The 14,927-nt window shown below is 67.8% G+C and carries 14 protein-coding genes; 8 read left to right on the top strand and 6 right to left on the bottom strand.

Annotated features, from left to right (window positions below):
• Positions 1-66 precede the first annotated feature (66 nt).
• Both E0H75_RS34555 and E0H75_RS34550 read left to right on the top strand, forming a co-directional pair.
• Positions 67-954 carry a MurR/RpiR family transcriptional regulator gene (locus E0H75_RS34555; protein ID WP_131517909.1) on the top strand — a complete coding sequence of 296 codons (888 nt, stop codon included), beginning with the start codon at positions 67-69 and terminating at the stop codon, positions 952-954.
• A 36-nt stretch (positions 955-990) separates the two neighbouring features.
• Complete coding sequence (locus E0H75_RS34550) at positions 991-2,418, top strand: hypothetical protein (RefSeq protein WP_202873313.1); 1,428 nt, start codon at positions 991-993, stop codon at positions 2,416-2,418.
• A gap of 79 nt (positions 2,419-2,497) precedes the next feature.
• Here E0H75_RS34550 and E0H75_RS34545 read toward each other — a convergent pair whose 3' ends face one another.
• Positions 2,498-3,658, bottom strand: a complete 1,161-nt coding sequence (locus E0H75_RS34545; RefSeq protein WP_131517908.1) for a citrate/2-methylcitrate synthase — start codon at positions 3,656-3,658, stop codon at positions 2,498-2,500.
• A gap of 95 nt (positions 3,659-3,753) precedes the next feature.
• Between E0H75_RS34545 and E0H75_RS34540 the strand changes: the two genes are divergently transcribed.
• Positions 3,754-4,893, top strand: coding sequence for a citrate/2-methylcitrate synthase (locus tag E0H75_RS34540; RefSeq protein ID WP_131517907.1), 1,140 nt, complete (start codon positions 3,754-3,756; stop codon positions 4,891-4,893).
• On the opposite strand, the gene E0H75_RS34535 is transcribed toward E0H75_RS34540, so the two are convergent.
• Positions 4,838-6,331, bottom strand: a complete 1,494-nt coding sequence (locus E0H75_RS34535; protein WP_131517906.1) for a flavin-containing monooxygenase — start codon at positions 6,329-6,331, stop codon at positions 4,838-4,840. The two genes, E0H75_RS34540 and E0H75_RS34535, sit on opposite strands and share 56 nt — an antisense overlap.
• 219 nt (positions 6,332-6,550) lie before the next feature.
• Here E0H75_RS34535 and E0H75_RS34530 point away from each other — a divergent pair, with 219 nt between their 5' ends.
• Positions 6,551-6,919: a YciI family protein gene (locus E0H75_RS34530; RefSeq protein ID WP_131517905.1), complete on the top strand. Its 369-nt coding sequence runs from the start codon at positions 6,551-6,553 to the stop codon at positions 6,917-6,919.
• A gap of 218 nt (positions 6,920-7,137) precedes the next feature.
• Positions 7,138-8,370: an RNA polymerase sigma factor gene (locus E0H75_RS34525; protein ID WP_238163442.1), complete on the top strand. Its 1,233-nt coding sequence runs from the start codon at positions 7,138-7,140 to the stop codon at positions 8,368-8,370.
• 314 nt (positions 8,371-8,684) lie between these two features.
• Here E0H75_RS34525 and E0H75_RS34520 read toward each other — a convergent pair whose 3' ends face one another.
• Positions 8,685-9,161, bottom strand: a complete 477-nt coding sequence (locus tag E0H75_RS34520) for a MerR family transcriptional regulator (protein WP_131517904.1) — start codon at positions 9,159-9,161, stop codon at positions 8,685-8,687.
• Positions 9,162-9,352: 191 nt separating this feature from the next.
• Between E0H75_RS34520 and E0H75_RS34515 the strand changes: the two genes are divergently transcribed.
• A complete protein-coding gene (locus E0H75_RS34515) occupies positions 9,353-10,786 on the top strand; it encodes an MFS transporter (protein ID WP_131517903.1) in 1,434 nt (477 codons plus the stop codon).
• Here the strand turns inward: E0H75_RS34515 and E0H75_RS34510 are convergent.
• Both E0H75_RS34510 and E0H75_RS34505 read right to left on the bottom strand, forming a co-directional pair.
• Positions 10,767-11,741, bottom strand: a complete 975-nt coding sequence (locus tag E0H75_RS34510) for a sigma-70 family RNA polymerase sigma factor (protein WP_165554227.1) — start codon at positions 11,739-11,741, stop codon at positions 10,767-10,769. The genes E0H75_RS34515 and E0H75_RS34510 overlap by 20 nt on opposite strands.
• Positions 11,742-11,770: 29 nt before the next feature.
• Positions 11,771-12,709, bottom strand: a complete 939-nt coding sequence (locus E0H75_RS34505; RefSeq protein WP_131517901.1) for an alpha/beta hydrolase — start codon at positions 12,707-12,709, stop codon at positions 11,771-11,773.
• A gap of 83 nt (positions 12,710-12,792) precedes the next feature.
• Between E0H75_RS34505 and E0H75_RS34500 the strand changes: the two genes are divergently transcribed.
• Positions 12,793-13,191, top strand: a complete 399-nt coding sequence (locus tag E0H75_RS34500; protein WP_131517900.1) for a DUF4870 domain-containing protein — start codon at positions 12,793-12,795, stop codon at positions 13,189-13,191.
• Positions 13,192-13,233: 42 nt separating this feature from the next.
• Positions 13,234-14,064 (top strand): phosphotransferase family protein, encoded by an 831-nt coding sequence (locus E0H75_RS34495; protein ID WP_131517899.1) that lies wholly within the window; start codon positions 13,234-13,236, stop codon positions 14,062-14,064.
• Here E0H75_RS34495 and E0H75_RS34490 read toward each other — a convergent pair.
• The gene (locus E0H75_RS34490) at positions 14,045-14,926 is read right to left on the bottom strand and encodes an NUDIX hydrolase (RefSeq protein WP_131517898.1); all 882 of its coding nucleotides are present in this window, start codon (positions 14,924-14,926) and stop codon (positions 14,045-14,047) included. The genes E0H75_RS34495 and E0H75_RS34490 overlap by 20 nt on opposite strands.
• Between the last annotated feature and the right edge of the window lies 1 nt (position 14,927).

Below are 14,927 nucleotides of genomic sequence, written 5' to 3'. Positions count from 1 at the left end.
GGTCTTGTCTTTTGCAACGGTGTGAACTCTTGCAATTCTGCGTTCGATGCTCTGAGAATAATTCACATGACCAGCGCTGTCGCCGCGACGCCACCGCCGAGCCTCGAGGCCCGGATCCACGGACTGCTGCCCGCGCTCAGTCCGGCGCAGGCGCGGATCGCGACCGAGGTACTCCGGGATCCGGCAGCCGTGGCGTCGTCGACGATCGGGCAGCTCGCGGCCCGGTGCGGTACGTCGCTGCCGAGCGTCACGCGGTTCTGCCTTGCGCTTGGCTTGTCCGGGTACGCCGAGCTGCGGCTGGCGCTCGCGGCTGAGAGTGGGCGGAGCAGTCTGAGTTGGGAGCGGGGGACCGGTGCCGAGGTCGGGCCGGATGACTCGCTGGACGACGTACTGCGGACGCTGTTGCGGGCTGACACTCGTGCACTCGAGGACACGGTCGCCTCGCTCGACATCGACGCGCTCGGGCGTGCAGTGTCGGCGATCTCCAATGCGCGGCGGATCGACATGTACGCCGTGTCCGGGTCAGCGTCCGTGGCTGAGGATCTGCGGCTTCGGTTGCATCGGATCGGGCGTGGCGCCAACACCTGGAGCGACGTACACAACGCACTCACCAGCGCGGCGCTGCTCGGAGCCGGGGATGTTGCCGTGGGCATCTCGCACAGCGGCGAGACGATCGAGGTGCTCGAGCCGCTCGAACGAGCCGGCCGCCAGGGCGCCACCACCGTTGCCATCACCAACTATCCGCGCTCACCGCTGGCCCGGACCGCCGACATCGTTCTCGTCACGTCCGCCCGAGACGTCACCTTCCGCAGCGGCGGTCTCTCCGGCCGGCACGCTCAGATGATCGTTCTCGACGCCCTCTATCTCGGCGTCGCTCAACGCGACTACCCGCTGGCCGAACAAGCCTTCGACGCCACGAGCGAAGCCGTCTCCACCCATCGCCGCCGCCCCTGATTTCCGCCCTCCGTCAACCGCCCTTGAAGGAGCACCATGGACAGCCCTCATCGCGCTTTCGCCCCGTCGCGCCGCACCCTCCTGTTCGGGGCCGGCGCGACAGCCCTCACCGCCGCGTCCGCGTCGGCCCTTCCTGCTTCCGCTCTTCCTGCCGCCGCCGCTGCTGGGTCCGCCGCCGCTGCTGGGTCCGCCGCCGCTACTGGGTCGGCCGCTGTCTCGGCCTCCGCGGCTATCCCGTCGCCGGACGACCTGCCGCTGACGGGTGGACCGGAGTTCCCGGTCGGCTTGTTCTGGCCGCCGCACCCGTACGCGAGCACCGCCGAACGGTTCACCGAGATCAAGGACGCCGGTTTCGACTTCGTCATCTCCGGCAACTACGCCGGTGACGGCAACATCTTCCAGTACCAGCTAGACCTGGCCCGCACCGCCGGCCTGCAGATGCTGATCTCCGACGACATCCAGATCCGCAACATGTCCCGCTGGTTCTCGATCTCCGACAACACAGCCGACTTCCTCAGCGTCACTCCCGACGAGGCCCGCGCCCTCTACACCCGCGCCCGCGACGCCTACGGCCCGTTCTCATCCCTGGCCGGCTTCAACCTGTACGACGAGCCGGGCGCCGGCTGGTTCGGCAGTTTGGCTCAGGCTGTCGCGATCTCACGCGAACTGGCCCCGCAACTGCTGCCGTACATCAACCTCTTCCCGTCCGACGACGCCGCGTACTACCGCAGCTTCGTCGACGTCGTGAAGCCGTCGCTGATCTCCTTCGACCGGTACCCGCTCCTGTCCGAGGGCCGCGAGGACGCGAACTACTTCCACAACTGGGCGATCGTCCGCGACGCCGCCCTGCACGGCGACATCCCGTCCTGGGTGTTCATCCAGACCCTCGCGTACAACGGTCACCGCGAACCGACCGCCGCCGAACTGCTCTGGCAGGTCAACATCAGCCTCGCGTACGGCGCGAAGGGCATCCAGTACTTCACCTACTGGACGCCCGAGGCCGCCCGCGGTGAAGGCTTCGGTCCCGCATTGATCACTGTTGACGGCCGTCGTACACCCCGGTACGCCGCGGCGCGCAAGATCAACACCACCTGGCTTCATCAAGTCGGCCGCGAACTCAAGCCACTCGTCTCCGAAACCGTTGTCCACGCTAACGAAACCCCACTACCCAACGGCACAATCGGCTTCACCCCCACAAACCTCGTCACCGCCGTCACCGGCGACCCGGTCGTCATCGGCACCTTCCACTCCCGAGACACCGCCTCCACCGACCGCTGGCTCCTAGTCGCCAACCGCTCCCACACCACCCGCTCCCGCGCCGTCCTAACCCCAAACCCCCAAACCGTCAGCACGGTAGGTGTCTTCCAGCCCGCCACCCAGTCCTACACCCCGCGCCCCACCACCCCAACCCCAGTCGACCTCCCACCCGGCGCAGCCACCCTGATCAAACTCACATCCAAGTAGGCCCCCCGGTCGGCGCTGAGCCCACCCCCCAAGCCCGGCGCCGACCAAGCCTCCCGCCCCTGCATCGAGGCCTGTGGGTTCAGCTTGGTAGGCCGGTGTAGATGCCTTGGGCTCGGTAGCGGAGGGGTGGGGCGGCGTACTCCTCCAGGGCGTGGGCAGTCCAGCCGATGATGCGGGCGAGGGCGAACAGGGCGTCGCCGGCGTCGCGGCGGAAGTCGAAGGCATGCATCATCGCCGCCACAGCCAGATCGCTGTTCGGGAACGACGGAAGGCGTGCGGCCAGCACACTCACGGTTTCCGTGATCGGATGATCGCCAAGCAGTTCGCCCAGTACCTCGGCACGTGGATCACGCTCGTGGTAAATCCGGTGCCCGAACCCGGGCACTGGCTCACCGGATCGCAGCCTGTCGGAGAGAGCGGCGAGCGGATCCTGCTGAGCCCGCCCCAGGAACTCGTACGCCAGCGTCGGCGCAGCACCGTGGTACTGCCCGTCCAACGCCCCAAGCCCCGCAGACACCACGGCGTACAGATTCGCCCGCGCGCTAGCCGCGACGCGAGCAGCCACGGTCGACACCGCCAGGCCGTGATCGGCCAGCAGGATCAGGGCGGCCTCCAGCACCTCGGGGCGCGGCGCGTGCGGCGACAGTTTCGGCCAGAGCCGCGCGCCCAGCGTCGCCCGCGACGTCACGGACGGACCAGGCAGAGCGGCGATCAACGTGCCGATCAGCTTCTCGGCCACGTTGGTCACCGACCGCGGTGACAGGTCGAATCGCATCGGATCCGCGGCACCCAGCGCGGCGACAGCAACCCGCAGTTCGTCGGTCAAGCGCGCCGAACCCGGCAGCACGTTCATCGCAGCACGCGCGAGCTGGACGGATTCGCGCGGCGCGGGGAAGGGCTGTTGAGCGGTCAGCTCGCCGGTCCACAGCAGATGCGCGACCGACTCGACCGATGAGTTGATCGCAAGGTCGCGCACGGAATGACCGCGGTAGTACAGCTCGTCATCCTCCAGCAACGTCAGCGCGGACTCGATCTGCTCGACCACCCCCGAGTGCTCGACCGACCTACTCGCCAACCGCTCGACATCGGCGATCGCGAAGAGGCTCCCGCGTCGCCCCCGCGCCCGGACGCTGGTCAGCAGGCCACGGCTCACATAGGCGTAGATCGTCTCCGGCTTGACCTTCAGCCGGCGCGCAACCTCGGCCGTGGTCAGGTAATTCTCGTCACTCTGCTGGGTCATTCCCCGCTCCTCCGAGCGTCGATCCCGCTCCTGTGGGCGGTTACATTGACTGGATCAATATTGACAATCATTGATCGCCTGTCAACTCTGAAGGTATGTCAACAACGATCAATGTTCCGCCGGGCCTTCGCAATGTCGTGGTCACCGAGACGACCCTCGGCGACGTTCGCGGTGAGGAAGGTTTCTACCACTATCGGCAGTACTCGGCGATCGACCTCGCCAAGTCGAAGACGCTCGAAGACGTCTGGTTCCTGATGTTCGAGGGGCATCTCCCGACCGCTGACGAGCGGGAGCGCTTCATCGCCGAAGTGGCGCCGCTGCGCGTGCTCCCCGACGAGGTTCGCGCGGTCCTGCCCGCGATCGCGATCGCGGGACCGGTGTTCAACCCGCTTGCCGGTCTCCGCACCGCCTTGTCACTCCTAGCCGCCGTACGCCGTCTCCCGCCGTTGTGGGACGCGGATCCGGTACGCCAGAAGGCGGACGCGATGCTGGTGTGCGCGGTGACACCGACGATCCTGGCCGCGCTCTACCGGCTGCGCGAGGGGCTCGAGCCATTGGAGCCACGGGCCGATCTCACTGCCGCGGCCAACTGGCTGTACCTCGTGACCGGCAATGAGCCGAGCGCGGTCGACGCAACGGCGATCGAGCACTACCTGATCTCCACTCTGGATCACGGGTTCAACGCATCGACGTTCACCGCGCGCGTGATCGCGTCGACCGGTGCGGACGTGGTCTCCGCCATCGCTGGAGCGATCGGCGCATTCTCCGGTCCGCTACACGGCGGCGCACCGGACCGGGCGCTGGCCAGTCTCGACGAGATCGGTACGCCGGACCGCATCGACTCGTGGGTGCGGGAGAAGGTGTCGGCCGGCGACCGCATCATGGGCTTCGGGCACGCGGTCTACCGGACCGAGGATCCGCGTTCGCTGATGCTGCGTGACATCGCTCGCGGCATCGGGGGAGACCTGGTGGAGTTCGCGACCACGGTGGAGCAGCGCATCGTCGACGTACTGGCCGAGCTCAAGCCCGGTCGCAATCTGTACGCCAACGTGGAGTTCTACGCCGGAGTGGTGATGGAGCTCTGTGGCATCCCGCGTGCCATGTTCACGCCGACGTTCGCCGTGAGTCGCGTGATCGGCTGGTCCGCCAACATCCTCGAGCAGGCCACCGATCCGAAGATCATCCGCCCGATCGCGACGTACGTCGGTCCTCAGCCGCCCGCACCGATCCCGTAGCCCGGTCCTTGAACTGCATGGTGCCGTCCTCCACCGGCTTGAAGCGCAGCGACAGGAGATCGCGCGGGTAGTTCTGTCGAAGGCGCCAGGGGCCGGTGGAGCCCTGGCGCGGCAGGATCGCTGCGGCCCGTCGGATGTAGCCGGAAGACAGGTCGACCACCGGACGCGGCGGAGCGTCGTACTCCGCTGGATCGATCTCCGGGACGCAGATGCTGGTGCCGGTCTCGGTGAGGTGGTTGAGCAGCCTGCACACGTACTGCGACGTCAGGTCGGAGCGCAGCGTCCAGGAGTTGTTGGTGTAGCCGATGCACCAGGCCAGGTTCGGTACGGCGCTCAGCATCATGCCCTTGTAGACGAAGGTGTCGTGCGGCGCCACCGACCGTCCGTCCACCGTGAGCTGGATCTTGCCGAGGACAACCATCCGGAGTCCGGTCGCGGCGATCACCAGGTCGGCCTGCAGTTCTCGTCCGGACTGCAGGCGCAGACCGGTCGGTGTGAAGGTCTCGATCTCGTCCGTCACCACCGAGGCCGAACCATTGCGCAGAGCCTTGAACAGGTCCGCATCCGGCACCAGACATAGGCGCTGGTCCCAGGGCTTGTACCGGGGCGTGAAGTGCGGATCCGCCGGGATGGACTCCGGTAGCTGCTTGGCCGCCGCACTGTTCAGAAGCCACGCTGCATGCGCCGGCCACTTCCGGAACGCACTGTAGAGCGCTGTGCTCAGGGCAACGTTCTTACCCCGGATCAGTCGGTGTGCGAGCTTCTCGGGCAGTACGGCGCGCAGACGGTCGGAGAACGCGTCATGGGCCGGCCGGGACGCCACATAGCTCGGAGACCGCTGCAGCATCGTCACGTGTTCCGCCGTACTCGCCATGGCCGGCACCAGTGTCACCGCCGTCGCGCCGCTGCCGATGACAACAACTCGTTGACCGCTGTAGTCCAGGTCGTCCGGCCACTGCTGCGGATGCACGATCCGACCCTGGAACTCGCTCTGCCCGGGGAAGTCGACCACATAGCCCGAGTCGTAGTCGTAGTAGCCGCTGCACACATACAGGAACGAGCAGGTGTACGTCGCCTTGGTCGTCTCCACGGTCCACTGCGCGTCCTCGGACGACCAGGACGCCTTGAGGACGCGCTGCCCGTAGCGGATCCGGCGGTCGATGCCGTAGGTGCTCGCGGTCTCGCGGAGGTACTCCATGATCGCCGGGCCGTCCGCGATCGCCTTCGCCGCCTTCCACGGGTGGAAGGGGAAGCCGAGCGTGAACATGTCGGAGTCCGACCGGATCCCCGGGTAGCGGAACAGGTCCCAGGTGCCGCCCATGCTGTCGCGCGCCTCGAGTACGGCGTACGAGCGGTCCGGGCTCTGGGTCTGGAGGCGATAGGCCGCACCGATGCCGGACAGCCCCGCGCCGACGATCAGGACGTCGAGGTGCTCCATCAAGTTCCTCCAGAATGCCGGGCCAGTTCCTACTGAGTGCATGTTCGGTGCATGGTCAACGGTAGGCGAGGTCGCCAGGATGGTGCTGTCCGTATCCGGCACGTCACGGTGAGGTGAGTCGAATCATGACCGAGAGATTCGTGATCGGCGCTGTCGATTCCGCCCGGGGCCGTTCGTCAGCAAGATGTCCAGTACAAGCCCGAGACAAGGGAGCCGGAGATGGCGCAGTACATGTTCCTGCTGTTCGACAGCGAAGAGTGGTACGACAACGTCACCGCGGAGGATTGGCAGCAGGCGATGAAGCTGCACGGTGCGTTCGCCGAGGCGGTCGAGAAGGCCGGCGCCCGGATTCTCGGTGGCGAGGCGCTCGAGCGCTCCAGCACCGCGAGTACGGTCAAGAATCGCGAGGGTGCCGAGCCGTTGGTCACCGACGGCCCGTTCATCGAAACCAAGGAGGGTCTGGGCGGCTTCTACGTGATCGAGGCACGCGACCTCGACCAGGCCCTGGAGCTGGCCAAGCTCTGCCCATCAGGCAACGTCGAGGTCCGCCCTGTCATGGACACCTCAGCAGGCTCAGCCCCGGCCTGAGACATGGCACGCAGCCGGGTACGCGGACCCCTCCACCCGCCGTACCCGCCTGCCCGCCAGCTCCCGGTCCACGCCCGTTCGCGGTACACGCCGGCTCCCGGTGCACGCCGGTTCGCGGTGCATGCGCGCTCGGCGTACACCGGTTCGTGGTGCGTGCGCGGTCGCGGTGGTTGGTTGCCCGGTGGACTGTCTGCAGCGTGTGGTGGGAGTGAGATGGGGTGAGTGAGGTCGTGGCGGTGGAGGTCGCTCGGGTGGTGGACCGGGTGCACCGGGAGAGTTGGTCCACGGTGCTGGCTTCGGTCGTGCGGCTGACGCGGGATCTGGATCTGGCGGAGGACTGTACGCAGGATGCGTTCGTGCAGGCGCTGCGCACGTGGCCGGACGGCATCCCGTCGAACCCGGGCGGCTGGCTGACCACGGTCGCACGACGGCTGGCGCTCGACCGGCTGCGGCGGGAGACCACGCTGCGGCGGAAGCTTCCGCTGCTGGTAGAGGACCCGGTCGCTCCGGGGGACGTCGAGCAGCCAACGGATCCACTGCGGCTGGTGTTCACCTGCTGCCACCCCGCCCTGGCGCGGGACTCGCAGGTGGCGCTGACGTTGCGGCTGATCTGCGGACTGACGACGCGGGAGGTGGCGGCGGGTCTGCTGATCAGCGAGGCGACGGCGGCCGCGCGGATCACCCGGGCGAAGAAGAAGATCGCGGCGGCCGGGATCCCGTACCGGATCCCGGCAGACCATGAGCTGTCCAAGCGTCTGGATGCGGTGCTGACGGTGGTGCACCTGGTCTACACGGCCGGGCACGTGGCAGCTGGGCCTGACCTGACGCGTACGGAGCTGACTGGGCGGGCAGTTGAACTCGCGCGACTGCTCGTGCGGTTGATGCCGACGGAGACGGAGCCGCAGGCGTTGCTCGGTCTGCTGCTGATGACCGAGGCGCGGGGCGATGCGCGGTTGAGCGAGGACGGGGAGTTGGTGCTGCTGGCCGACCAGGACCGTTCGCGGTGGGATGTGCGGATGCTGGCGGAGGGAGTGTCGCGGGCGACGGCTGCGCTGGATCGTGGTCAGGGACGGTTCGTGTTGCAGGCGGCGGTTGCTGGGCTGCACGTGACCGCGCCGTCGTGGGAGAAGACGAATTGGACCCAGGTGGTTCGGATGTACGACGCGATGATGGTCAGTTGGCCGACTCCGATCGTCGCGCTGAACCGGGCGGCCGCGCACAGCCTGGTGCCTGGGGCGGACCTTGAAGCAGTCCTTGCCGAGATGGACGCCTTGAGCAACGAACCGGCCCTGAAGGCGTACGCCTACCTGCCGGCTGCTCGAGCTGATGTGCTCGCGCGCCTGGGTCGCGTCGACGAAGCAGCCGACGCCTACGACGCCGCCATCACACTCACCGCCAACGAGACCGAACGCCGCTTCCTCACCCACCGCCGCGCCGGCCTATGCGCCTGAGTACGCCAGTGCGCCCGAGTCCGCTCGCCTGCGCTACCGAGATCAGCTGCATGACTGAGGCCAGCTGAGCGACTGGGGCCGGCCAGCTGTGCGGCCGAGGTCAGCCGCGCGACTGAGGTCAGCTGCGTGAGCAGGCCAGGCGTCGGCAGCGCGCGCCAGGCGGTCCCGGCGTACGTCGAGGCCATGGTCGGCGGGACTCAGGTGCGCGGGGCGGCTGAGGTCGGCGGCACTTACGTCGGCTGTGTGGCTGGGGCCGGTCGGTTGTGGGGGTTGAGCGCGGCTGGGTGGCTGAGGCCGGTTGGCTGGGGGTGTTGTTAGTTGTTGGGGGTGGGGGCCCAGAGGTGGTCGGCGGTGCCGGCTTCGAGGCGGCCTCGGTAGACGTCGATCTTGTGGTCGATGAGTTCCAGGTTGTCCTGGAGGTCGGCCAGCTTGGCGAGTACCTCGGCGCGGTGGGATTCGAGGAGGGCCAGGCGTTCCTTCTCGTTGCCGCGGCCGGCGGTGACGAGTTCGGCGTACTCGCGGATGGTTCGGATCGGCATGCCGGTGGCGCGGAGGCGGGTGCAGATCTTGATCCAGTCCAGGTCGATCTGGTGGTAGCGGCGGCGGCCGCCGGCGGTGCGGTCGACGGTGGTGACGACCAGGCCGGCGCGTTCGTAGTAGCGCAGGGTGTGGACGCTCACGCCGGTACGACGGGCAGCCTCAGCAATGCTGATGCCCGCCTCAGCCGTCGGACCGCCTGCCTCAGCGGTCGGCGGGTCTGCCTTGGCGGTCGGCCTGCCGGTCTCAGTCATCGGGCGTCCGTCTCAGTCATTGAGTCGTCTGTCTGGGTGGATGACGCGCTGGCCTGAGCCGTCGGATCGCCTGCCTTGGTCGTAGGCTCGGTGGTCTTGGTTGTTGGCCTGGGTGGCTTCGGCGGGTGTGCTTCGGGCTCGGGGGATTGGTTGTTGACTTCGAGCACGCTCTAAATCCTAGCGTCGTTGGTATGAGTGTCTCAACGGTTGCGAACGAGGTCTCGACCGAGCTGAGTCGTGGGCGGCGGTTGGCGGTGCTGGCGGTGTGTTGTGCCAGCATCATCGTCGTGGTGATGGACATTTCCATCGTCAACGTCGCCCTGCCGTCGATCCGGACCGACCTCGGCGCCTCGGTGGCGGACCTGCAGTGGACGGTCGACGCGTACACGCTGGTGCTGGCGAGCTTCCTGTTGCTGGCCGGTTCCACGGCCGATCGGCTCGGGCGTAAACGCATCTTTCAGATCGGGCTGGTGGTGTTCGGGATCGGTTCGCTGCTGTGCAGTCTGGCGCCGAGCGTCGGGTGGTTGATCGGTGCCCGGGCGGTGCAGGCGGTCGGCGGGACGATGCTCAACCCGGTCGCGATGGCGATCGTCGCGACCACGTTCCCGGATCGGGCCGAGCGGGCCAGGGCGATCGGCGTTTTTGGTTCGATGTCCGGCTTGTCGTTGGCGCTGGGACCGATCCTGGGCGGAGTACTGGTCGAGGGCCTCGGCTGGCAGTCGATCTTCTGGGTGAACGTGCCGATCGTGGTTGCGGCGGTGATCTGCACCGGCCTGTTCGTTCCGGAGTCCCGGGCCGCGAGGGTACGGCGCTTCGACCCGATCGGACAGCTGTTGGTGGTCCTGATGCTCGGCGGACTCGTGTACGCGATCATCGAATCGGAGAAGCTCGGCTGGACCTCACCGCTGATCCTCGGCCTGCTCGTGATGGCTGTACTGGCGGCGATCGGCCTGCTGACCTACGAGCGCCGGAGGCAGCAGCCACTGCTGGAGCTGAGGCTGTTCCGGAGCGTGCCGTTCAGTTCGGCGATCCTGATGGCCTTGTTCGCGCTCTGCGGATTCGGCGCCTTCCTGTTCGTCACAACCCTGTACCTGCAGAACATCCGAGGACTCTCGGCCGTCAACGCCGGCCTGTCGTTGCTACCCGTCGGTGGATTGATCCTGGTGCTCTCGCCGTACACCGGCCGGATCGTCGGGAGCAGGGGACCGCGCCTGCCGTTGGTGATCGCCGGCAGCGCGCTGGCCCTCGGAGCGGCGGCGTCGCAGGCGATCGGCGTGGACACGCCGCTGCCCGTCGTACTCGCGATCTATCTGCTGTTCGGCCTCTTCCTCGGCATGGTCAACCCGCCGATCACGAATACTGCCGTCTCCGGCATGCCAACCTCGATGGCCGGCCTGGCAGCCTCTGTGGCCTCGGCGGCCCGCCAGACCGGTACGACGCTGGGGGTGGCCATCGCCGGCACGATCGTCGGATCGACGACAGCCCTCAACCCCGAAGCGTTCACGCGCGCCGAACACGTCCTGTGGTGGCCGGTCCTCGGGCTCGGTCTCGGCATCCTGTTGCTGGCACTGATCAGCACCAGCCGCTGGGCCGAGACCACGCTGATCAGCTCGCCGGATACGTGAGCGGGCAGCCGAACCGGCGAGCGAACTCAGGGATGCTGAAGACGTGGATGTGGGTCAGCCCGGAGGCCGTCGGCGTCAGCAGAGCGACGCCGAGGGCCTCGTGCGGGGCGTCGACCGATGAGCGGACATAGGCGACGACAGCCGGTTGGCCGTTGGCCATCGTTGGCTGCATGTGCCAATCGCCTGGCTTGCCGACCGACGCCGCGAGGACGCGCAGGCACATGACCCGGCCGTTGAACCAGGCAGCGCTCCCGACCATTTCGATCGCGGCATCGGTGCGCAGGGCACGTTCGAGTGCGGCCGTGTCGGCGTTCTCGAAGCCGGCGATGTACTCGGCAAGCAGCGCCTGAGCCTGCGGATCGCTCGGTTCGATCACCTCGCCACGCGCCGGTGCGGTCTCGTCCAGGCGGGCGCGCGCCCGTTGCAGCGTGCTCTTGACCGCGGCCACCGAGGTGTCGAGCATCGTCGCCACCTCGGCAGCCGGGAACGCGAGCACCTCACGGAGGATCAGTACGGCGCGCTGCTTCGGCGGAAGGTGTTGCAGCGCCGCGATCAGCGCCAACCGCAGACTCTCGCGAGTGGTCACGATGCTGGCCGGATCGGCAGTGGAGGAGATCACCAACGCATCCGGGATCGGCTCCACCCAGGTCACCCCGTCAGGCAGCGAAGGCACAGCACCGGACAGGTCTTCACTAGGAGCGCCAAGACCGGAGGGCAGCGCTCGCCGGCCACGCTGTTCGAGCGCGGTCAGGCATGCGTTGGTGGCGATCCGATAGAGCCACACCCGCAGCGACGAGCGGCCTTCGAACGTCGAGAAGGATCGCCATGCCCGCAGGTACGTCTCCTGGACGAGATCCTCGGCCTCGTCCACCGACGCCGTCAGGCGATAGCAGTGCGCCAGCAGTTCCTTCCGGAACGGTTCGGTACGACGAGCAAACTCGGCCTCGCCCGTCATCGCGGCTCCCTGTACGTCGACGTCGGGCATCAGTGTGTCAGCCCGAGGTCCGTCGCCCCGAGGTCCGTCGGTTCGAGGTCTGGCAGCCCGAGGTGCGGGCGGACCCAGGCCGCCATCCGCTCGATCGCGTCGTCGGCCTCGGGTGCGCGGCCCGCGGCCATCTGGAAGGTGTGCTGCATGTCCGGGAAGACATCGAGCCGCACCTCGACCCCGGCCTTCTCGGCCGCCGCGGCGAGTTGACGAGCGTCGTCCAGCAGTACTTCGTCCCCGCCGACCTGGATGTAGATCGGCCCGAATCCGGTCAGGTCGCCGTACAGCGGGTTCACCAGTGGGTCGCGCGGATCACCGTCCGGCCCGAGGAACATCCCGGCGAGCCCGCGCACGAGATCCCGGTGGAAGAAGGCGTCCCGGTCCCGATTGGTGTCGTACGACGTCCCGGTAGCCTCGAAATCCACCGCCGGTGAGAACGGCATGGCCGCGGCCGGCAGTGGCAGGCCGCGCTCCCGGGCGCGCAACTGTGTCGTGATCGCGAGCGCACCGCCGACCGAGTCCCCGGTGATGGCGATCCTCGTAGCAGCGAATCCCTGATCGAGCAGCCACTGGTACGCCGCTGTCGTGTCATCGACTGGTGCCGGATGCGTGTGCGCCGGCGCCAACCGGTAGTCCACGACCAGCGCCCGCACACCGGCCGCCTTCGCGAGGTGAGCGAACATCTTCCGGTGCGAGTACATCGACCCGCTGATGAACCCACCACCGTGCAGGCACAACAACACCCGATCCGATGCGGCGTCATGAGGCACGACCCACACCGCGGGAAGCTCCTCGACCGACAGGTAGTCGACTCCAGGTGGCTCGGTCGTCAGCACCGCCCATCCATGGTCGGAGGCCTCCTGGTCGACGGCCGACTGACTCCCGGCCCGGGCCGCCGCCCAGTGCGCCCTGACCGCTTCCGACTGCTTGCTCGCCATAACTGCTGTCCTCTCTCGGCTGACTTTGCACAGATACAGACCAGAGCCGAGCGAAAAGGAATCGGTGCCGGAGCGTGCCGGGCGTGCTTGACTGGAGTATGAGTGCGCCGAACGTCGGGCCGCCGCTGTCGGCCTCGGAGGAGCGGACGTGGGCGATGGTGGCCCACATCGGGGTTCTGGTCGCGGCCTGGTTCGCGATGGGATTCCTGTGCCCGTTGGTGATCTGGCTGATCTACCGCTACCGGTCGGACTACGTCCGGCAGCACGCACTGGAGTCGCTCAACTTCCAGCTCTCGCTGCTGATCTACACCGCGGTGGCGGTGATCCTGATCCTGATCACGTTCGGCCTCGGCGTCCTGATCATCGTTCCGCTGATCCTGATCGGCGCGGTGGCGGCGCTGGTCGTCATCGTCGTGGCGACCGTCGCGGCCGCGGGCGGCAGCGAGTACCGCTACCCACTGACCATCCGCTTCGTGAAGTAATCCACTTGGATCGACCGCCCCGATCCAGGCAGACTTCCGCGGGTGGAGCTGATCGGTCAGGGCATGGAAGGCGCCGTCTACGACGTCGGTGACGGCCGGGTGCGCAAGATCTGGTTCGACCGGCGGCCGGACGACGTACGCCCGATGCAGGCGTTCCTGGACGAGTTGCCGCCGCTCCCGTTCCGGACGCCGCGGATCCGCGAGATCCATGCGGACGGCAACGGATTGGCCGTCAGCGTCGAGGACAAGCTGACCGGTACGCCGATGCACGAGGCGAACCTGCCCGAGGAAGACGCGCTCGATGCGTTCGTCGGCGTGGTCGAGGCGCTCGGCACGACCACGGCCGGACCCGCGAGCAAGGAACTGCTGGTACTCAACCAGCCGTTCTGGCGCGACGGACTGTCCTGGGGGGAGGCCTTGGCAGCCCTGGTACGACGCCGTGCCGCGGAGTCCGCGCCGCACCTCGAACGCGACGTCGCCGACTTCACCACTCTGCTCGCGAGACTCACTGCAGCACTCGAGCAGATCGAGCTGGACCACCTGAGCGTCGTCCACGGCGACATCTGCCCACCCAACCTGCTGATGGATAGCGAGCGGACCGCAGCCGTCCTGGATTGGGGCTTCTACTCCACCGCCGGCGACAACACCTTCGACGCCGCACTGGCCGCCGGGTTCTTCGACATGTACGGACCGCAGGCGCGACGCCTCGACACCCTGCTGCTCGATCGCTTCGAGAAGCTAGGACACGACCGCGAGCGCATGCACCTGTACCGCGCGGCCTACGCGATCACCACCGCTACGATCTACGACGCGGACGCGCAGGATGGCCACTACGCCTGGTGCGTGGCCGACCTCAATCGCCTGCCAGTCTGATCGGCGCACCGTCGCGCAGATTGTGCAGCATCGACGGTTCTTTCAGGACCTGCGGCAACCGGCGTGCGTTCAGCGGCGACACCAGCCCCTCCAGCGCGTCCGGGGCGTGCCAGGACAGGCCGAGGATCTCGAAGCCGTCCGGGCTCAGCGAGTCGAGCAGCGACGGGTCGTGAACGCCGCCGTCGTACAGGATCTCGATCGCGTCGCCCCAGCCTTCCCATCGCGGCAGCCAGTCGATCGCGAGGACGCCGAGCAGTGGCAGTGCGACCCCGAGTTCCTCTTCCATCTCACGGGACGCACCCGTCGCCGGGTCCTCGTCCGGCTCGACCACGCCACCCGGTAGCTCGAGATCCTTCTTGTAGCTGACCTGGCACAGCAGCACCCGGCCGGAGGTGTCCCGCACGACCACATGCGCGATGACGCGCTTCTTCGGCAGCGCCGAGTCCATCAAGGAGGTCCAGCCCAGCAACGTGTCCGGGCGCGGGTCGTCGCTGCGCATCCCGTACACCGCCACGTCGCGGCGCTCGCCGTCCACCAAGACCCCGCCACGCAGTACGCCCTCGCGCCGGAAACCGGACCGGATCGCCACTCGGGCAGACGCACGCAGCTCCGGATCCACCTCGACCTGCAGCCGCTCCAGCCCCAGCTCGCTGAAGGCGTACTCCGTCACCAGCCGGACAGCACGCTGCGCGACCCCGGGTCCACCGTCGACCGCCCACGAGAGCAAGCCGGCACCGGGAGAGGTTCGCCGTACCTCCACAGTGCCGAGAGATCCGGACACCGTGAAGGTCACCACCTGCTCGTCCTGCTGCGTCAATCGCAGCGTCAGCTCACCATCGGTCAGCGGAGGTTCGGCGGTCACC

The organism is Kribbella capetownensis (assembly GCF_004331485.1).
GTDB classification, from domain to species: Bacteria; Actinomycetota; Actinomycetes; order Propionibacteriales; family Kribbellaceae; genus Kribbella; species Kribbella capetownensis.
Note: the sequence above shows the minus strand (reverse complement) of the source record. Positions and strands in the feature narration are given on the sequence as shown.